Below are 21,850 nucleotides of genomic sequence, written 5' to 3'. Positions count from 1 at the left end.
GTAAGAATTGACGGTGACTTCGCAGCTCTTCCCGCCCGACGTGCAGCAGACCCTGGACCTGATCGGCATCTTCGTCTTCGCCCTGTCCGGGGGTCTGCTGGCCGTCCGCAAGAACATGGACATCTTCGGCATCTGCGTGCTGGCCGAGGCCACCGCGCTGGGCGGCGGCGTGATGCGCGACCTGGTGATCGGGGCCACCCCGGTGGTGGCCTTCACCAACCTCGGGTACTTCCTCACCCCGCTGCTGGCCGGCCTGGTGGTCTTCTTCCTCCACCCCGAGGTGGAGCGGATCAACCGCAGCGTGCAGACCCTGGACGCGCTCGGTCTCGGCCTGTTCTGCGTGACCGGCACGGCCAAGGCCCACGACTACGGCCTCGGCTCGGTCTCCTCCGTCGCCCTCGGCATGCTGACCGCGGCCGGCGGCGGGGTGATCCGCGACGTCCTGGCGCACGAGACGCCCTCGCTGCTGCGCTGGGACCGGGAGATCTACGCGGTGCCCGCCCTGGTCGGCGCGGCCATGGTCGCGGTGCTCACCGCCACCGGCACGCTCACCACCGCGACCGGCACGGCCGCCGCGCTGACCGCCTTCGTGCTGCGGATGCTGGCGCTCAAGTTCGGCTGGCGGGCGCCGCGTGCTTGGCACCGCAACGGTTCTCGCACCAGCGAGGAGTAGGGGAGCCGCCGTAGGCCAGCGAGATCGCCTCGGCGGTGCAGAGCAGCTCCGGCACCAGCTTGCCGAGCTCGGTGACCGGGGTGCTGCCCGCCGCGGCGGAGATCGAGAAGGCGGCGATCGCGGTGCCCTCGGTGCCGACGATCGGGGCGGCGATGCAGTTCACCGTCTCCTGGTACTCGGCCTCGTCCACCGCCCAGCCCAGGCGCCGCACCGAGGCCAGCTCGGTGCGCAGCTCCTCGGCGGTGCGCAGCGGACGGCCGGCCCTGGCGGTGAAGTCCTGCCCGTCCAGAAAGGCCGTCAGGTGATCCTCCGGCAGATCGGCCAGCAGCACCTTCCCCACGGCGGTGGTCATCGCGGGCACCCGGCGGCCGATCCGCACCGAGGGGTCCGCCCAGGAGCCGGGCCGGTCGGAGTGGCGGCTCTCCACCTTGTCCAGGTAGAGCACCTCGCCCTCGTCCAGCACCGCCAGCTGCACGGTGTGCCCGTACCGCTCGTTCAGCGCCGCCAGGTACGGGGCCGCCACCTGGCGCACGTCGATCCCGTCCAGGGCCTGCTGGGCCAGCGAGAACAGCCGCCCGCCGAGCCGGTAGCGCTGGTCGGACTGGCGGTGCACGAAGCCGTGCTCCTGGAGGGTGCGCAGCAGCCGCAGCGCGGTCGACTTGTGCACCCCGATCCGGGACGCGGCCTGCTCCAGCGAGGCAGGACCCTGGCCGAGCGAGGCCAGGATGGTCAGTGCCCGGTCCACCGTCTGCGACATGGCAGCCCCTCCCTGAACGGGCTGGCGTGTGCCCGGATGCCGCAGGAGGCTAACGGCGCGTTGCACGGGGTGCAATGGCCAAATCGTGATACTGCACGGCCGATCGGCAAGGCGGTGCCCGCCCGGCCCCTACACTTGAGCCGCTATGCCATACCTGGATCACGCGGCCACCACTCCGATGCTGCCCGAGGCGATCGCCGCCATGAGCGCGCACCTCGGGGTGGTCGGCAATGCCTCCTCGCTGCACGCGGCCGGACGCCGGGCCCGCCGGGTGGTGGAGGAGTCCCGTGAATCGCTGGCCGCCTCCCTCGGCGCCCGCCCCAGCGAGATCGTGCTCACCGCCGGCGGCACCGAGTCCGACAACCTCGCGGTCAAGGGCCTCTACTGGGCCCGCCGGGACGCCGACCCGGCCCGCCGCCGGGTGCTGTGCAGCCCGGTCGAGCACCACGCGGTGCTGGACGCCGTGCACTGGCTCTCCGAGCACGAGGACGCCCAGGTCGAGTACCTGCCGGTGGACGCGTACGGCCGGGTGCACCCCGACGCGCTGCGCGAGGCCGTCGAACGTGACCCCGCGTCGGTCGCGCTGATCACCGTGATGTGGGCCAACAACGAGGTCGGCACGATCCAGCCGATTCGCGAACTGGTCGACGTGGCCAGGGAGTTCGGCATCCCGATGCACGCGGACGCGGTGCAGGCGCTCGGGCAGGTCCCGGTCTCCTTCGCCGACTCCGGACTGGACGCGCTCACCGTCACCGGGCACAAGATCGGCGGCCCGTACGGGGTCGGCGCCCTGCTGCTCGGGCGCGGCGTCGGCCCCGTCCCGCTGCTGCACGGCGGCGGCCAGGAGCGGGACGTCCGCTCCGGCACCCTCGACGTCCCGGCCGCGGCCGGCTTCGCGGCGGCGGCCGAACTGGCCGTCGGGCGGCGGGCCCCGTACGCGGCCGAGGTCGGCGCCCTGCGGGACTCGCTGGTCGCGGCCGTCCTGGCCGAGGTGCCGGACGCCGTCCTCAACGGCGACCCGTCGGGGGAGGGACGGCTGCCCGCCAACGCCCACTTCTCCTTCCCGGGCTGCGAGGGCGACGCCCTGCTGATGCTGCTCGACGCCCAGGGCATCGAGTGCTCCACCGGCTCCGCCTGCTCCGCCGGCGTCCCCCAGCCCAGCCACGTCCTCCTCGCCATGGGCGCCGACCCCCTCCTGGCCCGCGCCTCCCTCCGCTTCTCCCTCGGCCACACCTCCACCCCCGCCGACGTCGCCGCCCTCGCCACCGCCATCGCCCCGGCCGTCCACCGCTCCCGCAACGCGGGATTGGCAGCTGCTGCGCGACGTTAGTGGCCACGCCGGGGGCGCGGGGAACTGCGCGAGTACGGAAGGCGGACCAGCGTGAGGTCGGGGCAGGCGAGCCAGTTGCACGCGTTGCCGTTCCCCCGCGCGCAGTTCCCCGCGCCCCCGGGGTAACCGCTTTCGCCTTGTACGCTGGTCGCATCATGACTGACTTCCCTGGTGCCCCGTCCTCGCCCGGCAGCGGCCGGCTGCGCGTGCTCGCCGCGATGTCCGGCGGCGTCGACTCGGCCGTCGCGGCCGCCCGCGCGGCGGAGGCCGGTCACGAGGTGACGGGCGTTCACCTGGCGCTGTCCTCGAACCCGCAGTCCTTCCGGACCGGCGCCCGCGGCTGCTGCACCATCGAGGACTCCCGCGACGCCCGCCGGGCCGCCGACGTGATCGGCATCCCGTTCTACGTCTGGGACCTGGCCGAGCGCTTCCGCGAGGACGTGATCGACGACTTCGTCGCCGAGTACGCGGCCGGCCGCACGCCCAACCCCTGCCTGCGCTGCAACGAGAAGATCAAGTTCGCCGCGCTGCTGGACAAGGCGATCGCCCTCGGCTTCGACGCGGTCTGCACCGGCCACTACGCCCGGATCGTCGATCTCCCCACCGGGGAGCGGGAGTTGCACCGCGCGGTGGACGCCGCCAAGGACCAGTCCTACGTGCTCGGCGTGCTCGACGCCGACCAGCTCGCGCACTCGCTCTTCCCGCTCGGCGACACCACCAAGGACGTCATCCGCGAGGAGGCGGAGCGCCGCGGTCTGGCCGTCGCCAAGAAGCCGGACAGCCACGACATCTGCTTCATCGCCGACGGCGACACCCAGGGCTTCCTGGCCAAGCACCTCGGCACCGCCACCGGCGACATCCTGGACACCGACGGGACCAAGCTCGGCGAGCACGAGGGCGCCTACGGCTTCACCATCGGCCAGCGCAAGGGCCTGCGGATCGGCCGCCCGGCGGCCGACGGGAAGCCCCGCTACGTGCTGGACATCTCGCCGGTGAACAACACCGTCACGGTCGGCCCGGCCGAGGGCCTGGACGTCCTCGGTCTGACGGCCATCCGCCCCCGCTGGTGCGGCGAGCCCCCGGCCGGCCCGGGGGAGTACACCGCGCAGCTGCGCGCCCACGGCGAAGAGGTGCCCGTCACCGCCGAACTGACCGACGGTCAGCTCCACGTGAAGCTCGCCGCCCCGGCCCGCGGCATCGCCCCGGGGCAGGCCGTCGTGCTCTACGACGGGACCCGGGTGGTCGGTTCGGCCACCATCGCCACCACCGAGCGGCGGCAGGTCACGGTCTGACCTCCGGTGCCGGGGCACCTGCTCCGGGCTGGCATCCTCGTGTTCGTGAACGAACTGATCTACCGCTCCGGCCACCCCCACATGACCCCGGTCTCCCTGGTCCTGGGGGCGGTGCTGACCGTCGGGGGCCTGGGCTGGTGGATCGCCGTCGCCTCCGGCCCAGGGCCGTGGCCCGTCACGGCCCTGGTGTGCGGGGTGGTGCTGCTCTACTCCGCGTTCGCCAACGCCTCCTGGACCAGGGCGGAGCCCGACGCCCTGCGGCTGCGCAGCCCGCTCCGCGAACGGGTGCTGTCCTGGGACGAGCTCGCCGACTTCCGGGTGGTCCGGGTCAAGCAGCTCCGGGGCGGGGACTTCCTGCGGGTGGCGGTGGTGCTGACCGACGGCCGGGAACTGCTGCTGCCGCAGCCGCGCCCCCACCAGACGGGCGGGCAGGACTTCGAGAGCCAGGTCCGGGCGCTGCGCGGGTACTGGCGGCAGCACCGCGGCTCCGGCCCGCTGCCCGCCCCGGCCGCGCTCTCCGAGGTCAGCCGGTTCTACGGCTCGGGCACCGCGACGGCGTACCTGGTCCACCTGCTGGTGCTGGGCGCCGCCGCCGCGGGCGTGGCCTGGATCGCCGGGATCGAGACGGAGGCCCGGCAGGCCGCCGGTGACCGGGTGGCGGCCGCGGTCCTCGGGCTGGCGGCCGGGTACTCGGCGGCCCAGCTGACGCTCTGCCTGCGCCACCGCCGGCGCCCGCCGACCCGGCGGCGGCCGTCCGCCGGGCCGTTCGTGGCGGCCCTGGCCGGCACCGCGCTCTGGCTGCTGCCGCTCTGCTGGCTGGACGCCCTCACGCCGCCCTCCGTCGGGGCGGGGGCGCTGCTGACGGCGGGTCTGCTGGCGTGGGCCTGGCGGGCCACCGGGCCGGCCGCCCTGCGGGAGGTGTCCCGGTTCGAGGAGGCCACCGCGGTGCGGGCCGGATAAACCGGTGGGCGTCCCGCGGCGGTGACCTGGTAGACCTGGGGGCACTATGAACATCACCGTCTTCTGTTCCGCGTACTCGCTCGACGAGCGGTACACCGCCCCCGCCGCCGAGTTCGCCCGCCTGCTGGGGGAGCGCGGGCACACCCTGGTCTGGGGCGGCTCGCACGCCGGGCTGATGGGCCTGCTGGCCGACGAGGTCAAGGAGGCCGGGGGCCGGCTGGTCGGCATCTCGGTCGACTTCCTCGCGCACAAGGCGTACGAGGGGGCCGACGAGATGGTCAGCACCCCCGACCTGGCCACCCGCAAGGCCCAGCTGCTGGAGCGGGCCGACGCGCTGGCCGTGCTGGTCGGCGGCCTCGGCACGCTCGACGAGATCACCGAGGTGCTGGAGCTCAAGAAGCACGCCCGGCACGACAAGCCGGTCGTGGTGCTGGACACCGAGGGCTTCTACACCGGGATGCGGGTGCAGCTGGAGCGGATGGACGCCGAGGGCTTCCTGCCCCGGCCGCTGGCCGAGCTGGTGCACTTCGCCGCCACCCCGGCCGAGGCGATCGCACTTCTGGAGAGGACGAACTGATGGGTGCTCACCTGATCACCGGGGCAGGCTCCGGCATCGGCGAGGCGGTCGCGGAGCGGCTGTCCGCGCGCGGCGAGCAGCTCTGGCTGCTGGCCCGGGACGCCAAGCGGGCGGCCCAGCTGCGCGAGCGCTTCCCCGGCGCCCGCACCCTGGTCGGCGACCTGGCCGACCCGGCCAAGCTCTCCTGGGCCTTCGGCCACCAGGAGCTGCCGGTGGAGCTGGACTCGCTGCTGCACGTGGCCGGGGTGGTCCAGCTGGGCGAGATCGGCGACCTCCCGGTCAAGGCCTGGCAGGAGCAGCTGAACGTCAACCTGGTCGCGCCCGCCGAGCTGACCCGGCTGCTGCTGCCCTCGGTCCGGCTGGCCCGGGGCCACGTGGTCTTCGTCAACTCCGGTGCGGGCCTGCGGGCGGACGCCACCTGGGGCGGCTACGCGGCCAGCAAGTTCGGCCTGCGCGCGCTGGCCGACTCGCTCCGCCTGGAGGAGCAGCCGCACGGCGTCCGGGTCACCACCGTCTACCCGGGCCGCACCGCCACCCCGATGCAGGTGAAGGTCCACCAGCAGGAGGGCAAGGAGTACGACCCCACCCGCTGGATCGCCCCGGAGTCGGTCGCCACCGCGATCGTCACCGCGATCGACCTGCCCCGGGACGCCGCCCTCACCGAGATCACCGTCCGTCCCGGCAGCTGACCCCGGCAGCCGACGGGGGCACTAGGCTCGTCGCGTGACTGGACACGTGTTTCCCGAGCTGACCGGTGCCGCCACCGGGGTCGGCTCGCTGCCCGGGACGGACGCCCGGGAGGCGGCGAAGACCTCGGTGGGGGCGCTGGAGTTCCTGCCGCACCTGCCGGAGCTGCCCGCCCGCGGCCCGGGCGCCGACATGATCGGGCGCTCGGCCGGGATGCTGGTGGAGCTGTTCGCCCAGACCGAGCCGAGCGGCTGGCGGTTCGCCGACCGCCCCGGCCGGGACACCCGGCGGGCGCACTCCTGGCTGGGCGAGGACCTGGACGCCCTGGAGGAGTTCACCCAGGGGTACACCGGCGCGCTCAAGCTGCAGGCGGTCGGGCCGTGGACGCTGGCCGCCGCCATCGAGCTCCGGCACGGCGAGAAGGCGCTCTCCGACCTGGGCGCCTGCCGGGACGTCGCGGAGTCCCTCACCGAGGGCCTGCGCCGCCACCTGGCCGAGGTCCGCAAGCGGGTGCCCGGTGCCGAGCTGGTGCTCCAGCTCGACGAACCGTCACTTCCGGCCGTGCTGGCCGGCTCGGTGAAGACCGCCAGCGGCTTCCAGCGGCTGCGCGCGGTGGACCGCCAGCACGCCGAGGAGACCCTGCGGGAGCTGGTCCGCGGCCTGGACGCCCCGGTGGTGGTGCACAGCTGCGCCCCGGACGTGCCGCTGGCGCTGCTGCGCCGGGCCGGGGTGGCCGGGATCTCGCTGGACTTCGGTCTGCTGACGGAGCGTGAGGACGACGAGATCGGTGAGGCGGTCGAGGCGGGCACGGTGTTCCTGGCCGGTGTGGTGCCCTCCACGGACACGGGAATGACGGACCCGGCCGGTAGTGTCCAGGGTGTCAGGACGTTGTGGCGCAGGTTGGGGCTGTCCCCGGAACTGCTCGGCCACCGCGTGCTGGTGACACCGACCTGTGGTCTGGCGGGTGCTTCGCCCGCGTACGCCCGCAAGGCGCTGTCACTCAGCGCGAGGGCCGCGCAGAGTCTGGTGGACAACCCGGAGTAGTGGACTGGGAGGTCGCGGTGGCGGTCGAGGGCTGGGCGGACGTACCGGCGGAGGTGCGCGAGCGGCACGCCGAGCTGGCGGACGAGATCGTCGGCCACCGGGTGCGGTACTACGAGCAGGACGCCCCGATCGTCACCGACGCCCAGTTCGACCTGCTGCTGCGGGAGTTGGAGGCGATCGAGGCCGCGCACCCGGTCCTGGTCACCCCGGACTCGCCGACCCAGAACGTCGGCGGTGCCCCCACCGGGCTGTTCGCCGCGGTCGAGCACCGCGAGCGGCTGCTCAGCCTGGACAACGCGATGGACGACGAGGAGCTGGCCGCCTGGGCCGAGCGCGTCGCCCGCGAGCTGGACGGCATCGAGTACCACTACCTGTGCGAGCTCAAGGTGGACGGCCTGGCCGTCAACCTCACCTACGAGAACGGGCAGTTGACGCAGGCCGCGACCCGCGGCGACGGCCGGGTGGGCGAGGACATCACGCCCAACGTCCGCACCATCAAGGAGATCCCGCACCAGCTCCAGGGCGAGAACATCCCGGCGTTGGTGGAGATCCGCGGCGAGGTCTACCTGCCGACCGAGGCGTTCGCCGAGCTGAACGCCTCGCTGGCGGCCGAGAACGAGCGCCGGGAGAGGATCAACGAGGAGCGGGCCGCCGAGGGCAAGCGCCCGATGGCCCTGGTCAGACTCTTCGCCAACCCCCGGAACGCGGCGGCCGGTTCGCTCCGCCAGAAGGACTGGCAGGTCACCGCCTCCCGCCCGCTGCACATGGTGGTGCACGGCATCGGCGCCCGCGAGGGCTTCGACATCGACTGCCAGTCGCACGCCTACCAGCTGCTGCACGACTGGGGCCTGCCCACCGCCCGGCACAACAAGGTGGTCGGCACCCTGGACGAGGTGCGGGCCTTCATCAAGCAGTACGGCGAGCAGCGCCACTCGGTCGAGCACGAGATCGACGGCGTGGTGGTCAAGGTGGACGAGATCGCCCTGCAGGGCCGGCTCGGCGCCACCTCCAAGTCCCCGCGCTGGGCGATCGCCTGGAAGTACCCGCCGGAGGAGGTCAACGGCAAGCTCGCCGAGATCAAGATCGGCATCGGCCGGACCGGCCGGGCCACCCCGTACGCCGTGCTGGAGCAGCCGGTGAAGGTGGCCGGCTCGATGGTCCAGTACGCCACCCTGCACAACCAGGACGTGGTCAAGGCCAAGGGCGTGCTGATCGGCGACACCATCGTGCTGCGCAAGGCCGGTGACGTGATCCCGGAGATCCTCGGCCCGGTCGAGGAGCTGCGCCCGGACGACGCCTACGCCTTCACCATGCCGGAGAACTGCCCGGAGTGCGGCACCCCGCTGCGCGCCATGAGCGAGGGCGACATCGACCTGCGCTGCCCCAACGCGCAGTTCTGCCCGGCCCAGATCCGCGAGCGGATCGCCTACCTGGGCGGCCGCTCCTCGCTGGACGTCGAGGGCCTCGGCTACGTGGCCGCCACCGCGCTGACCCAGCCGCTGGAGCCCGCCGAGCCGCCGGTCGGGAACGAGGGGGACATCTTCGCCCTGACCATCGAGCAGCTGCTGCCGATCAAGGCCAAGGTGCTGGACCCGAAGACCGGCATGCCCAAGCCGGACGACCGGACCGGCAAGGAGAAGGTGGTCACCTTCTTCGCCAACCTCAAGGGCGAGCCCAAGAAGTCCGCCACCCTGCTGCTGGAGAACCTCGACAAGGCCAAGGACCGTCCGCTCTGGCGCTACCTCAACGGGCTGTCGATCCGTCACGTCGGCCCGGTCTCCGCGCAGGCGCTGGCCCGCGAGTTCCGCGACCTGGACCGGATCTTCGCCGCCACCGAGGAGGAGCTGGCCGCCACCGAGGGCGTCGGCCCGATCATCGCCAGGGCGGTGAAGGAGTGGTACGAGGAGGAGTGGCACCGGGAGATCCTGGAGAAGTGGCGGGCGGCCGGCGTGCGCTTCACCGAGGAGGCCGCCGAGGACGAGGGCCCGCGTCCGCTGGAGGGCCTCACCGTGGTGGTCACCGGCACCCTGGCCGGCCACACCCGGGACGGTGCCAAGGAGGCGCTCACCTCGCGCGGTGCCAAGGTGACCGGCTCGGTCTCCAAGAAGACCCACTTCGTGGTGGCCGGTGACAATCCCGGCTCCAAGTACGACAAGGCCGTCCAGCTCGGCCTGCCGGTGCTGGACGACGCCGGCTTCACCGTCCTGCTGGAGCAGGGCCCCGACGCGGCCCGGGCCCACCTCGGGATCGAGCCGATCGTGGCGGAGGAGGCTCCGGCGGCCGAGCCGACCGAGGAGGGCTGATACTCCGTTACCTTCCTGATGCCTCGTCAGCGGGGTCTGTCCGAAAGAAACCGGGCATTCTGTCACTGGGCGGCAGTCCGAAAGGATGTTCCGCCGGTGCGGCGCCCAAGGTTGTCCGAAAGTCCGCCTCACGGGTCGGAGGCGGGCATACCCTTGGGTCGACACTGCGTCAGCAAGGGTGGCCGGCCCCGGGAGCACCAGCCGGGGCCGACGGGGAAGCCCGCACGCTGACCTCCACCGCACCGGGGGTGTCGTACCGAAAGGCGGCCTGAACGGGGCGGGCCCGACGGAGGACAGGGCTTATGGATCGTACGACCGGCGGCGCGCCCACACGCCCGCCGCAGGGGGTGGCGGGTGCGGTCCTGCTGCTCGGCGTGCTGTTGGCCGGGGCAGCGCCGCTCATCCCGCTCGCCGTCCTGGTCTACCGGCACGAGCCAGAGCTGCTGCCGCTGTTCGCGGTGCCGCTGGCGGTCCTGGTGGCCGCCTGGCGGATCGCCCGGGACCGGGCCCGGGACCAGCTGACCGACCCGCTGACCGACCTGCCGAACCGTCACGCCCTGCTGCTGGCCGCCCAGGAGGCGATCGCCGAGGGCGAGGGCGAGGAGGACTGGAACGTCGGGCTGATCCTGCTCGACCTGGACCGCTTCCGCTCGCTCAACGACGCGCTCGGGCACACCGCGGGGGACCGGCTGCTGGTGCACATCGCCCGCCGCCTGCACCGGGCGCTGCGCTCCGGCACGCACAACCCGGGGCGGGACGATCCGGACGACGTCTTCTCCTCCCTCCCGGTCTCCATCCAGCGCAGCCACCGCCCGGTGGTGGCCCGGATGGGCGGCGACGAGTTCGCCGTGCTGCTGCCCGGGGTCGGCCGCGCCGACACCCTGGAGCGGATGGCCAAGGCGCTGATCGCCGAACTCGCCGCGCCCATCCGCCTGGACGGGCTGCTGCTGGTGCTGGAGGCCAGCGCCGGGGTCTGCGTCTACCCCGCGCACGCCCAGGACGCCGAGGCGCTGCTGCGCCGGGCGGACGTGGCGATGGGCCACGCCCAGCGCCGCCGCAGCGGGGTCGAGCAGTACGACGAGACCCGCGACCTGGACACCCCGTACCGGATCGGCCTGCTCGGCGACCTGCGGCGGGCCCTGGAGACCCGCGAGGTGCAGCTGCACTACCAGCCGAAGGTGGCCTTCGACGGCCGGGTGGTCGGCCTGGAGGCGCTGCTGCGCTGGGAGCGGCCGGGCCAGGGCCGGGTGCCCCCGGACGAGTTCATCGGCCTGGCCGAGTCCAGCGGGCTGATGCCCCGGCTGACCGACTACGTGCTGGAGGCCGCGGTCGGCCAGCTGGCGCTCTGGCGCGCGCAGGGCCTGGAGGTGCAGGTCGCGGTCAACGTCTCGCCCCGGGACGTGCTCAACCCGGGCTTCGCCGACCGGGTGGCCGGCCACCTGACCAGGCACCAGGTGCCGGCCGGGGCGCTCCAGTTGGAGATCACCGAGCGGCTGCTGCTGGACGACTCCCGGCTGGCCGCCGACACCCTGGCCGAGCTGCGCCGCTACGGGGTCGGGATGTCGCTGGACGACTTCGGCACCGGGCACTCCTCGCTGGTGCGGCTGCGCTCGCTGCCGGTCGGCGAGTTGAAGATCGACCGGTCCTTCGTCTCCCGGATGGTGGCCGACGACCACGACGCGGCGGTGGTCCGCTGCTCGGTCGAGCTGGCCCACTCGCTCGGCCTGACGGTGGTCGCCGAGGGCGTCGAGGACGACGAGACCTGGGAGCGGCTGCACTCCCTCGGGGTGGACGCGGTGCAGGGCTGGCTGGTCTCCGCCGCCCTCCCGGCGGACCAGGCCACCGCCTGGCTGATGGTCCACCGGACCGGCGCGCCCGAGGTCGAACTGCTCTAGCGGCGCACGGCGCCTGAGCCGCGACGAGCTCAGGCGCCCGGCGCTGCCCATAGGATGGGCCTGGAAAGATGGGCCGTCACACATGTCTCGTGGCGGTCTGACCAGAACTCACCCTTGAGGATCGCTGCATGCCTGGCATCACGCGCGAGGAGGTCGCCCACCTCGCCCGGCTGTCGCGTCTGGAGCTGCGGGCCGAAGAGTTGGACCACTTCGCCGAGCAGCTCGACGTGATCATCGGCGCGGTCGCCCGCGTTTCCGAGGTCGCCGGACAGGACGTCCCGCCGACCTCCCATCCGCTTCCGCTGACCAACGTCATGCGGGCGGACGAGGTGCGCCCGTCGCTCACCCCGGAGCAGGCCCTGGCCGGTGCGCCGGCCGCCGAGGAGCAGCGTTTCCGCGTCCCCCAGATCCTCGGGGAGGACTGATCCCATGACCGAGCTCATCAAGAAGACCGCCGCCGAGACCGCCGCCGCCATCGCGGCCGGAGAGGTCTCCGCCGTCGAGGTCGCCCAGGCCCACCTGGACCGGATCGAGGCCACCGACAAGAAGGTCAACGCCTTCCTGCACGTGGACACCGAGGGCGCCCTCGCGGCCGCCCGCCGGGTGGACGCCAAGCGCGCGGCCGGCGAGCAGCTGAGCCCGCTGGCCGGCGTGCCGCTGGCGCTCAAGGACGTCTTCACCACCGAGGGCATCCCGACCACCTGCGGGTCGAAGATCCTCGAGGGCTGGGTCCCGCCGTACGACGCCACCCTGACGGCCCGTCTGAAGAACGCCGACGTGGTCATCCTCGGCAAGACCAACATGGACGAGTTCGCGATGGGCTCCTCCACCGAGAACTCCGCCTACGGCGTGACCGGGAACCCGTGGGACCTGTCCCGCATCCCCGGCGGCTCCGGCGGCGGCTCGGCCGCGGCGCTGGCCGCCTACCAGGCCCCGCTGGCCATCGGCACCGACACCGGCGGCTCGATCCGCCAGCCCGGCGCCGTCACCGGCACCGTCGGCGTGAAGCCGACCTACGGCTCGGTCTCCCGCTACGGCCTGGTCGCGTTCTCCTCCTCGCTGGACCAGGGCGGCCCGTGCGCCCGCACCGTGCTGGACGCGGCGCTGCTGCACGAGGCCATCGCCGGGTACGACCCGCTGGACTCCACCTCCATCAACGCCCCGGTCCCGGCCGTGGTCGAGGCCGCCAAGCGGCGCGACGTCCGCGGCATGCGGATCGGCGTGGTCAAGGAGTTCGCCGGCGAGGGCTACCAGGCCGGCGTGATGCAGCGGTTCAACGAGTCCGTGGAGCTGCTGCGCGAGCTCGGCGCCGAGGTGGTCGAGGTCTCCTGCCCGTCCTTCACCCTCGCGCTGCCCGCCTACTACCTGATCGCCCCGAGCGAGGCCTCCTCCAACCTGGCCCGCTTCGACGCGATGCGGTACGGCCTGCGGGTCGGCGACGACGGCACCCGCTCGGCCGAGGAGGTCACCGCCCTCACCCGCGAGGCCGGCTTCGGCCCCGAGGTGAAGCGCCGCATCATCCTCGGCACCTACGCCCTCTCCTCGGGCTACTACGACGCCTACTACGGCTCGGCCCAGAAGGTCCGCACCCTGATCTCGCGCGACTTCGACACGGCCTTCGCCGACGTCGACGTGCTGGTCTCGCCGACCACCCCCACCACCGCCTTCCCGATCGGCGAGCGCGCCGACGACCCGATGGCGATGTACCTGGCCGACCTCTGCACCATCCCGTCCAACCTCGCGGGCAACGCGGCCATGTCGCTGCCCTGCGGCCTGGCCCCGGAGGACAATCTCCCGGTCGGCCTGCAGATCATCGCCCCCGCGATGGCGGACGACCGCCTGTACCGCGTGGGCGGCGCCGTCGAGGCCGCGCTCAACGACAAGTGGGGACACCCCCTGCTCGAGGAGGCACCGGCACTGTGAGCAGCATCGCGAAGGCCAAGGCCCAGTCTTCATCAATCAAGGGCTGGAAGAAGTCCAAGCCCGGCCTCTGGCTGTCCATCGGGACCAGCGCGTTCGGCGCGATCTCGATCTCCAAGGACATCCGCAAGGCCCGGACCGAGAACGACAACCTCCTGCTCCTCAACGCCCTGGTCGGTGCCGCCGCGCTGATCACCGGCACCGCGCTCCTCGTCCGTGAGCTCAAGCGGCTCGGCGACGACGACGTGCTGCTGGGCTGACGGACCGCCAAGACTCAAGTGAAGGGGACGCTGTGAGCGTCATTAGCCTGGTCTCGTACGAGGACGCACTCGCCTCGTACGACCCGGTGATGGGCCTTGAGGTCCATGTCGAGCTGGGTACCAAGACCAAGATGTTCTGCGGCTGCTCGACCGAGCTGGGCGCGGAGCCGAACACCCAGACCTGCCCGACCTGCCTCGGCCTGCCCGGCTCGCTGCCGGTGGTCAACGCGATCGGCGTGGAGTCGGCGGTCAAGATCGGTCTCGCGCTGAACTGCGAGATCGCCGAGTGGTGCCGGTTCGCCCGGAAGAACTACTTCTACCCGGACATGCCGAAGAACTTCCAGACCTCGCAGTACGACGAGCCGATCGCCTTCAACGGCTACCTCGACGTGCAGCTGGAGGACGGCTCGACCTTCCGGGTGGAGATCGAGCGCGCCCACATGGAGGAGGACACCGGCAAGTCCAGCCACGTCGGTGGCGCGACCGGCCGCATCCACGGTGCGACCCACTCGCTGCTGGACTACAACCGGGCCGGCATCCCGCTGATCGAGATCGTCACCAAGCCGATCGAGGGCGCCGGCGAGCGCGCCCCCGAGGTGGCCAAGGCGTACGTGGCCGAGCTGCGCGAGCTGATCCGGGCGCTGGGCGTCTCCGAGGCCCGGATGGACAAGGGCCAGATGCGCTGCGACGTGAACCTGTCGCTGCGTCCGAACGGCACCGAGAAGTTCGGCACCCGCTCGGAGACCAAGAACGTCAACTCGCTGCGCAGCGTGGAGCGGGCCGCCCGGTTCGAGATCCAGCGGCACGCCACGGTGCTCACCGACGGCGGGACGATCGTCCAGGAGACCCGGCACTTCCACGAGGACAACGGGACCACGACGAGCGGCCGGATCAAGGACAACGCCGAGGACTACCGGTACTTCCCGGAGCCCGACCTGGTCCCGATCGCCCCGAGCCGCGAGTGGGTCGAGGAGCTGCGGGCCGGGCTGCCCGAGCTGCCCCGGGTCCGCCGGGCCCGCCTCCAGGCCGAGTGGGGCGTGTCCGACCAGGACATGCAGTCCATCCTGAACGCCGGTGCGGTGGAGCCGATCCTGGACACCATCGCGGCCGGTGCGCCGGCCGACCAGGCCCGCAAGTGGTGGCTGGGCGAGCTGGCCCGCCGGGCCAACGAGACCGGCACCGAGCTGGCCGACCAGCCGATCACCCCGGCCCAGGTGGCCCGGGTCTGCGCGCTGGTCGCCGAGGGCAAGCTCAACGACAAGCTGGCCCGTCAGGTGATCGAGGCCGTACTGGCCGGCGAGGGCGAGCCGGACGCCGTGATCGAGGCCCGCGGCCTCGCCGTGGTGTCCGACGACTCCGCGCTCAGCGCGGCGATCGACCAGGCCCTGGCGGACAACGCCGGCGTCGCGGACAAGATCCGCGGCGGCAAGGTGGCCGCGGTCGGCGCCCTGGTGGGTGCGGTCATGAAGGCCACCCGTGGCCAGGCCGACGCCGCGAAGGTCAAGGACATGATCTTCGAGAAGCTCGGCGTCTCGCCCGAGTGACCCCGGGTACCTAAGTACCTAGGACTGCCCGCTCCGTACCCACGGGGCGGGCAGTCGGCGTCTAAGGACCTGACGCCCCGGGAGATGCGGCATGCTCCCGATGTGGCCACCCCCCTTACCGGAGGAAGCTCTTACCCAGGACGAAGAGCCCGCAAGGGAAACCAGGGGAGACCACGATGTTCGAGTACGAGCTCATCCAGGCCCGCTCGCAGGAGCTGCAGCGCCAGGCCCGCCACGACGCGCTGGTCCGGGAGGCCCTGGAGGCCGACCGGGAGGCCGCCCCGGCGCTGCGCCTGGGCCTGCTGAGGGCGCTGCGACAGCGCCGGGTACGGGCGCTGAGTCCGCGCCCGCAGCTCAAGCACAGCTGAGTCAGAGCAAATGCTGACAGACCGTCACAGGCCGCCGACGCCCGGTCCGAACCGCGAGATACTCGCTCGGACCGCGTCGGCGGCCTGTGGCATGCTCAGCGCCATGGAGCAGACATCGGTGAGCCCGGTCTTCGTCGGTCGCGGCCCCGAGGTCGGCGCGCTGGAGGCGGCACTGCGCCGGGCGGACGAGGGGAAGCCGCAGGCGGTGCTGATCGGCGGCGAGGCCGGGGTCGGCAAGACCCGGCTGATCGAGGAGTTCCTCGGCAGCGCCTGCCGGGGCGGCGCGGTGACCACCCTGGGCGGCTGCCTGGAGGTCGGTGCCGAGGGCCTGCCGTTCGCACCGCTGGCCACCGCACTGCGCCGGCTGCACCGCGGCCTGGGGGCCGAACTCGAACGGGCCGCCGAGGGGATGGAGGGCCATCTCACCCGGCTGCTCCCGGACTTCGGCGCCGACGACGCCGAGCCCAACGACGAGTTCGGCCGGGCCCGGCTGTTCGAGCACACCGCCCGGCTGTTCGAGCGGTTGTCCGACGGGCAGACCATCGTGCTGGCGATCGAGGACCTGCACTGGTCCGACCGCTCCACCCGCGAGCTGCTCGCCTACCTGATCCGCACCCTGCACCGGGCCCGGGTCCTGATCGTCGCCACCTACCGCACCGACGACCTGCACCGCCGCCACCCGCTGCGCCCCTTCCTGGCCGAGCTGGACCGGCTGCGCACCGTGCAGCGGCTGGAGCTGGCCCGGTTCGGCCGGGCCGAGGTGGCCGCGCAGCTGGCCGGCATCCTCGGCACCGAGGCCCCCGGCCGGTCGCTGGTGGACCGCATCCACGAACGCTCCGAGGGGAACCCGTTCTTCGTCGAGGAGCTGGCCACCGCCCACCAGGAGGGCTGCCACACCGGCCTCACCGAATCGCTGCGCGACCTGCTGCTGGTCCGGGTGGAGGCGCTGCCGGACGAGACCCAGCGGGTGCTGCGGATCGCCGCCGAGGGCGGCAGCTACGTCGAGCACGGCCTGCTGGAGGCGGTGCTGGACGAGGGCGAGGAGTCGCTGACCGAGGCGCTGCGGACGGCCGTCGGCGCCAACGTGCTGCGCCCGGACACCGACGGCGAGGGGTACCGGTTCCGGCACGCGCTGGTCCGCGAGGCGGTCTCCGACGACCTGCTGCCCGGCGAGCGGTACCGGATCAACCGCCGGTACGCGACCGTGCTGGAGCAGCAGGGCGAGCTGGTCTGCGGGAACGGGCTGGCCGCCCGGCTGGCCAACTACTGGTACCAGGCGCACGAGCCCGCCAAGGCCCTGCCGACCGCCCTGGAGGCGGCCCGGGCGGCCCGCCGCCGCAACGCCTTCGCCGAGCAACTGCGGATGCTGGAACGCGCGTTGGAGCTCTGGGACGAGGTGCCGGAGGAGATCCGCGACACCACCGTCCGGCCGCACGACTGGGCCGGCACCTTCCCGGCCTGCGGCTGCGACGGCGCGCACTGTGCCGGGTTGTACCTGGTCGACGTGCTGGCCGAGGCGGTCACCGCCGCGCGCCGCAGCGGGGACCGGGACCGCGGTCTGAGCCTGGCCAAGCGGGCGCTGAAGCTGGTGGACGAGGAGGCCGAGCCGGAGCGGGCCGCCTGGTTCCTGATCCAGCGCGCGCAGATGTTCGGTCACCTGCGGCGCGGGGGAGCGCAGGAGGAGATCGACCGGGCCCAGCAGCTGGTGGCGGGCCTGCGGCCGTCCCCGGTGCAGGCCGAGGTGCTGGCGCTGGCGGTCGGGCACGTGATGCTGCTGGACCCGTCGGCGGGGGACATGGCGATGGCCGAGCGGGCCGTCGAACTGGCCCGCGCGGTGGACGCCCCGATGGTCGAGCTGCACGCGCTGACGACCCTGGGCACCCTCCGGGCCAACCTGGGCGACCCGGAGGCCGGGCTGGCGCTGCTGCACGAGGCGGTCGAGCGGGCCCGGCCGGCCGGGGTGGTCGACGTGCTGTGCCGGGCGCTCAACAACCTCTCCAGCATGGAGCTCAGCCTCGGCCGGGCCGAGGAGGCCGCGGCGCTGGCCCGGGAGGGGCTGGCGGTGGCGCAGGGGAACGGGCTGCTGGCCAACACCGGCGCCATCCTGGCGGGGAACCTGGTGGAGGCGCTGCTGGTGCTCGGCCGCCGCCAGGAGGCCGAGGAGCTGCTGGCCGAGTGGGACGACTCCCGGGCCGGCACCTTCCACGCCTTCCTGGACCGGCTGCGCAGCGAACTCGCCCTGGACCGGGGCGACTTGGCGGCTGCCGAGGAGTACTTCCAGCGGGCCCGGCAGGCCGGGAAGGTGGTCCAGCAGCCGCAGCACGACCTTCCGGTGGCCCGGCTGGCCATCCGGCTCGCGATGCGGGCCGGGCGCCCGCTCGACGCCAGGGCCGAACTGCTCGCGGTGCTCGACGGGTTGGCCGACCGCCCGGGCGACGTCGGGCTCTCCGACGGCTGCGTCAACGGACTGCTGCCGGTGCTGGTCGAGGGCGCGGCCGCCGAGGCGGACTCGCGCGGGGTGCCCAGCGCCGACCTCGGCCGCCCGGTGGTGCTGCGGCGGATCGCCGAGGTGGCCGCCGGACTGCGGCCCGGCACCGAGCTGCACCGGGCCTGGAGCGAGCTGCTGGCGGCCGAACTCGCCCGCGCCGAAGGCGCCGACAGCCCCGGCCAGTGGGCGGCGGCGGTCGGCTCGCTGCGCGCCCTCGGGCTGGGCTGCCCGCTCGGGCAGGCGCTCTACCGGCAGGCCGAGGCGCTGCTGGCGGCCGGCCGCCGGGAGGAGGCCGCCGGGCTGCTGCGCGAGGTGGACGAACTGGTCACCTCCGGGCGCTACCTGCGGCAGGACGCGGCCCTGCTCACCGCCCGGGCCGGCCTGGCCGCCGCCCGCCCGGTCCCGGTGCCCCGGGCCGCCGAACCGGCCGATCCCGCCGAGGAGTTCGGCCTCACCCCGCGCGAGCGCGACGTACTGGACCGGCTGGCGCTGGGCCGGACGAACCGTCAGATCGCCGAGGAGCTCTACATCTCGCCGAAGACCGCCAGCGTGCACGTCTCGAACATCCTGGCCAAGCTCTCGGTCGGCAGCCGGGGCGAGGCCGCCGCCCTGGCGCACCGGCTCCAACTCCTCGGCCAGGGCGCCTGACAGCCGGCCCGGACCTCGGGCGCACGGGGGCGCGGAGCCCCGTGCGCCCCTCGTGCGCTGCGGCCAACCGGGGCGATCCGTCCCGAAACGCGACACGTCGTCACCCGCCGCCATTACTCTAAGTGGAGTGTGCGTGTCATTGAGTGACGGAATTGGTGTAGGGTCCGGACCGGGAACACCGGTACGGCGTGGGGGAGAGGTCGAGTGAACTTCCGCGCGGTCCGTCCCCCCGGCGCCCTGCTGGCGGTGCTCTGCCTCGGGTACGCGGTGGGTGCCGCCCTCGGCTGGGGCTCCCCCCGACTCGCCCTGTTCATGGGGGACTTCGGCCTCGCCGGGGCCGCGCTGGCCGCCGCGCTCTCCTGCCTGCTGCACGCCTGCACCACGGCCGGCCCGGCCCGCCCGGCCTGGCTGCTGTTCGGCCTCTCCTCCTCGATGGTCGCCTTCGGGAACGGCACCTGGGGCTGGTACGAGGTGGTGCTCGGCACCACCCTGCCGCCGGACTCGCTGGCGGAGTACGCCTTCCTGCTCTTCGCCCCGCTCGCCATCACCGGCCTGCTGGTACTGGCCCAGCGCCCGCGCACCGCGGCCGGCTGGCTCTGCCTGCTGCTGGACGGCTGGCTGGTGGCCGGCTCGCTGTTCACCCTGAGCTGGAGCCTGGCGCTCGGCCGGGTCGCGGCGGGGGAGGGGGACGACCCGCTCAAGCTGGCCCTCGGCCTGGCCTACCCCGTGCTGGACATCCTGCTGGTCAGCCTGGTGGTCGGCCTGCGCTTCCGCCGCCGGGACGGCAACCGCGCGGCGGTGCACACCGCGATGGTCGGCCTGGCCCTCACGGTGGTCTGCGACGCCCTGTTCACCTCGCCCGAGCTGCGCAGCACCTACCACTCCGGCGGCCTGCTGGACGCCGGCTGGTTCGCCGGCAGCGTGCTGCTGGCCTGGGCCCCCTGGGCACCCCGGGGGGCTGGCGCGCCCAGCCGCCTGCACCCCTCGGTCGGCGGCGCCCCGCGCCGCCGGGTCTCCACCACCTTCAGCGCGCTCACCCCGTACGTGGCGGCCGCCGTCTGCACCGTCGGCATCCTCTACAACGCGCTCGGCGGCCACCACCTGGACCGGGTGGTGGTGGCCGCGGCCTGCACCGTCGGCCTGGCGCTGATCCTCCGTCAGGGCGTCACCCTGCTGGACAACCTCTCGCTGGCCCAGGAGCTGGCCCAGAAGGAGGCGCACTTCCGCTCCCTGGTGCAGGGCTCCAGCGACGTCATCATGATCTCCGGCGGCACCGGCGTGCTCTCCTACGTCTCCCCGGCCGCGCTCGGCGTCTACGGCCGCGACCCGGAGGACCTGGTCGGCGGGAACCTGCTCAACCTGGTCCACCCGGAGGACGTCGACCGGGTGCTGGCCGAGGTCAAGCGGCTGATGAAGGGCCTGCCGGACGGCATCTCCGAGCCCTCGGCCCGGGTCGAGTGCCGGGTCCGCTCCGGCGGCGGCGAGTGGCTGCACGTCGAGTCCACCGTCAACCGGTACCGGGACGGGCTGATCCTGAACAGCCGGGACGTCACCGAACGGGTCATGCTCCAGGCCCAGTTGCAGCACAACGCGTTCCACGACCCGCTCACCGACCTGCCGAACCGGGCGCTGTTCACCGAGCGCCTGGGAGCCGCCCTGGCCGGCGGCCAGGACGGCGAGACGGTCGCGGTGCTCTTCCTCGACCTGGACGGCTTCAAGGCGGTCAACGACTCCGCCGGGCACCAGGTCGGCGACGAGCTGCTGGTGCAGGCCGCCCGGCGGCTCCAGGGCGCCGTCCGGGCCGGGGACACCGTGGCCCGGTTCGGCGGCGACGAGTTCGCCGCGCTGGTCTCCGGCCGGCTCGGCCGGGTCCAGGTGCAGGAGCTGGCCGACCGGCTGCGCTCGGCGCTCTCCGAGCCGTACTGGATCGGCGGCGCCGAGCTCGGCGTGGCGGCCAGCATCGGCATCGCCTTCGCCCCCCCGGCCCCGGGTGCCCACGAGCACGGGCCGGACGGGCTGCGGGCCGACGAGCTGATGCGCGACGCGGACCTGGCGATGTACCGGGCCAAGTCCGAGGGCAAGGGCCGGGTGGTGCTCTACCACCCGGCCATGCGGGCCGAGTTGGAGCGCCGGACCGAGCTGGAGGACCGCCTGCGGCTGGCCGTCCGGGAGGGCACCTTCACCCTGCTCCACCAGCCCCTGGTGGACCTCGCCACCGGCGCCGTGACGGGCGTCGAGGCCCAGGCCAGGTGGCGCTCCGCCCAGGGCCTGCTGCTCACCCCCGCCGAGTTCCTGCGCACCGCCGAGCAGGGCGACGCGGCCACCCGCTTCGCCCGCTGGATGCTGCACGAGACGGTCACCGCGGCGGCCCGCCGCGGCGGGCCGCGGATGGTCGCGGTCCCGGTCGCGGTCCGGCTCTCGGCCGAACGGCTGTGCGCCCCCGGCATGTACGAGGCGGTGGTCGCGGTGCTCCGCGAAACCGGCCTGCCCGCCCAGCAGTTGGTGATCGAGCTGGCCCGCACCGGGCCCGACGCGCAGGCCGACGAGCTGGGCCGCCGGCTCGACGCGCTGCGCCGGCACGGGGTGTCCACCGCGGTGGCCGGCTTCGGCGCCGGCGGCGGCTCGCTCGGCGCGCTGGCCCGGCTGCCGCTGGACGCGCTCAAGCTGGACCGCTCGCTGGTCCAGGACGTGGCCGACTCCACGCTCACCCGCGCGCTGGCCGGGCACGCGCTCCGGCTGGGCCGCGACCTCGGCCTGGTCACCTCCGCCGAGGGGGTGGACCACCCGCGCCAGGTCGCCGTGCTCCAGGAGTTGGGCTGCCGCCAGGGGCAGGGCCTGGCCTTCTCCCAGCCGCTGGACGAGCACCGGCTGCGCCGGGCGCTGCTGCGCCGGGTCTACCCGCTGCCCAAGCCGCTCGGCCCGCTCTCCGCGCGCCGCGCCTACCTGGCCGCAGACGCCCGTTCGGGTGGCCACCCGGAGATCACCGGGAGCCGCCCCGCGCACCACCAGAACGTCTCCGACCTGCCCGGACGCCTCCCGCTGCCCGGTCCATGGGCCCGTCCGCATGATGAGACCTCCGTCCCACCTGCTTGACACGTCACCCC

At 73.6% G+C, this 21,850-nt stretch carries 16 protein-coding genes and 1 pseudogene; 16 read left to right on the top strand and 1 reads right to left on the bottom strand.

Annotated elements, in window-relative coordinates:
• Window positions 1-13: 13 nt before the first annotated feature.
• Complete coding sequence (locus ACIA8O_RS29075; protein WP_396296945.1) at window positions 14-673, top strand: trimeric intracellular cation channel family protein; 660 nt, start codon at window positions 14-16, stop codon at window positions 671-673.
• Here the strand turns inward: ACIA8O_RS29075 and ACIA8O_RS29070 are convergent.
• The gene (locus ACIA8O_RS29070; protein WP_396296944.1) at window positions 609-1,430 is read right to left on the bottom strand and encodes an IclR family transcriptional regulator; all 822 of its coding nucleotides are present in this window, start codon (window positions 1,428-1,430) and stop codon (window positions 609-611) included. The genes ACIA8O_RS29075 and ACIA8O_RS29070 overlap by 65 nt on opposite strands.
• A gap of 145 nt (window positions 1,431-1,575) precedes the next feature.
• Between ACIA8O_RS29070 and ACIA8O_RS29065 the strand changes: the two genes are divergently transcribed.
• From ACIA8O_RS29065 to ACIA8O_RS28995, 15 genes and pseudogenes are all read left to right on the top strand, one after another.
• Entirely contained in the window at window positions 1,576-2,760 is a 1,185-nt protein-coding gene (locus ACIA8O_RS29065; RefSeq protein ID WP_396296943.1) for a cysteine desulfurase family protein, read from the top strand.
• 155 nt (window positions 2,761-2,915) lie between these two features.
• A complete protein-coding gene (gene mnmA / locus ACIA8O_RS29060; RefSeq protein ID WP_396296942.1) occupies window positions 2,916-4,052 on the top strand; it encodes a tRNA 2-thiouridine(34) synthase MnmA in 1,137 nt (378 codons plus the stop codon).
• 45 nt (window positions 4,053-4,097) lie between these two features.
• On the top strand, window positions 4,098-5,012 hold the full coding sequence (locus tag ACIA8O_RS29055; RefSeq protein ID WP_396296941.1) for a PH domain-containing protein: 915 nt from the start codon (window positions 4,098-4,100) through the stop codon (window positions 5,010-5,012).
• Between the two features lie 46 nt (window positions 5,013-5,058).
• Window positions 5,059-5,589, top strand: a complete 531-nt coding sequence (locus tag ACIA8O_RS29050) for a TIGR00730 family Rossman fold protein (protein WP_396296940.1) — start codon at window positions 5,059-5,061, stop codon at window positions 5,587-5,589.
• A complete protein-coding gene (locus ACIA8O_RS29045; RefSeq protein WP_396296939.1) occupies window positions 5,589-6,278 on the top strand; it encodes an SDR family oxidoreductase in 690 nt (229 codons plus the stop codon). Before ACIA8O_RS29050 ends, ACIA8O_RS29045 begins: the two co-directional genes overlap by 1 nt.
• A 34-nt stretch (window positions 6,279-6,312) precedes the next feature.
• On the top strand, window positions 6,313-7,320 hold the full coding sequence (locus ACIA8O_RS29040) for a methionine synthase (RefSeq protein WP_396296938.1): 1,008 nt from the start codon (window positions 6,313-6,315) through the stop codon (window positions 7,318-7,320).
• Window positions 7,320-9,623, top strand: a complete 2,304-nt coding sequence (ligA, locus tag ACIA8O_RS29035) for an NAD-dependent DNA ligase LigA (protein ID WP_396296937.1) — start codon at window positions 7,320-7,322, stop codon at window positions 9,621-9,623. The genes ACIA8O_RS29040 and ligA overlap by 1 nt, the downstream gene beginning before the upstream one ends.
• 365 nt (window positions 9,624-9,988) lie before the next feature.
• Window positions 9,989-11,476: pseudogene (locus tag ACIA8O_RS29030) on the top strand (putative bifunctional diguanylate cyclase/phosphodiesterase); the annotation flags it as partial.
• A gap of 170 nt (window positions 11,477-11,646) precedes the next feature.
• Complete coding sequence (gatC, locus tag ACIA8O_RS29025; RefSeq protein WP_396296936.1) at window positions 11,647-11,943, top strand: Asp-tRNA(Asn)/Glu-tRNA(Gln) amidotransferase subunit GatC; 297 nt, start codon at window positions 11,647-11,649, stop codon at window positions 11,941-11,943.
• A 4-nt stretch (window positions 11,944-11,947) separates the two neighbouring features.
• Window positions 11,948-13,441: an Asp-tRNA(Asn)/Glu-tRNA(Gln) amidotransferase subunit GatA gene (gene gatA / locus ACIA8O_RS29020; RefSeq protein ID WP_396296935.1), complete on the top strand. Its 1,494-nt coding sequence runs from the start codon at window positions 11,948-11,950 to the stop codon at window positions 13,439-13,441.
• A complete protein-coding gene (locus ACIA8O_RS29015; RefSeq protein ID WP_396296934.1) occupies window positions 13,438-13,698 on the top strand; it encodes a hypothetical protein in 261 nt (86 codons plus the stop codon). Before gatA ends, ACIA8O_RS29015 begins: the two co-directional genes overlap by 4 nt.
• 32 nt (window positions 13,699-13,730) lie before the next feature.
• Window positions 13,731-15,242 (top strand): Asp-tRNA(Asn)/Glu-tRNA(Gln) amidotransferase subunit GatB, encoded by a 1,512-nt coding sequence (gene gatB / locus ACIA8O_RS29010; RefSeq protein ID WP_396296933.1) that lies wholly within the window; start codon window positions 13,731-13,733, stop codon window positions 15,240-15,242.
• A 176-nt stretch (window positions 15,243-15,418) separates the two neighbouring features.
• Window positions 15,419-15,610 carry a hypothetical protein gene (locus ACIA8O_RS29005; protein WP_345290221.1) on the top strand — a complete coding sequence of 64 codons (192 nt, stop codon included), beginning with the start codon at window positions 15,419-15,421 and terminating at the stop codon, window positions 15,608-15,610.
• A gap of 103 nt (window positions 15,611-15,713) precedes the next feature.
• Entirely contained in the window at window positions 15,714-18,746 is a 3,033-nt protein-coding gene (locus tag ACIA8O_RS29000; RefSeq protein ID WP_396296932.1) for an AAA family ATPase, read from the top strand.
• Window positions 18,747-18,950: 204 nt separating this feature from the next.
• Window positions 18,951-21,839 (top strand): putative bifunctional diguanylate cyclase/phosphodiesterase, encoded by a 2,889-nt coding sequence (locus ACIA8O_RS28995; RefSeq protein ID WP_396296931.1) that lies wholly within the window; start codon window positions 18,951-18,953, stop codon window positions 21,837-21,839.
• The last annotated feature ends 11 nt before the right edge of the window (window positions 21,840-21,850 follow it).

Origin of the sequence: Kitasatospora sp. NPDC051853, from assembly GCF_044452665.1 — a bacterium.
Classification (GTDB): Bacteria; Actinomycetota; Actinomycetes; order Streptomycetales; family Streptomycetaceae; genus Kitasatospora.
Note: the sequence above shows the minus strand (reverse complement) of the source record. Positions and strands in the feature narration are given on the sequence as shown.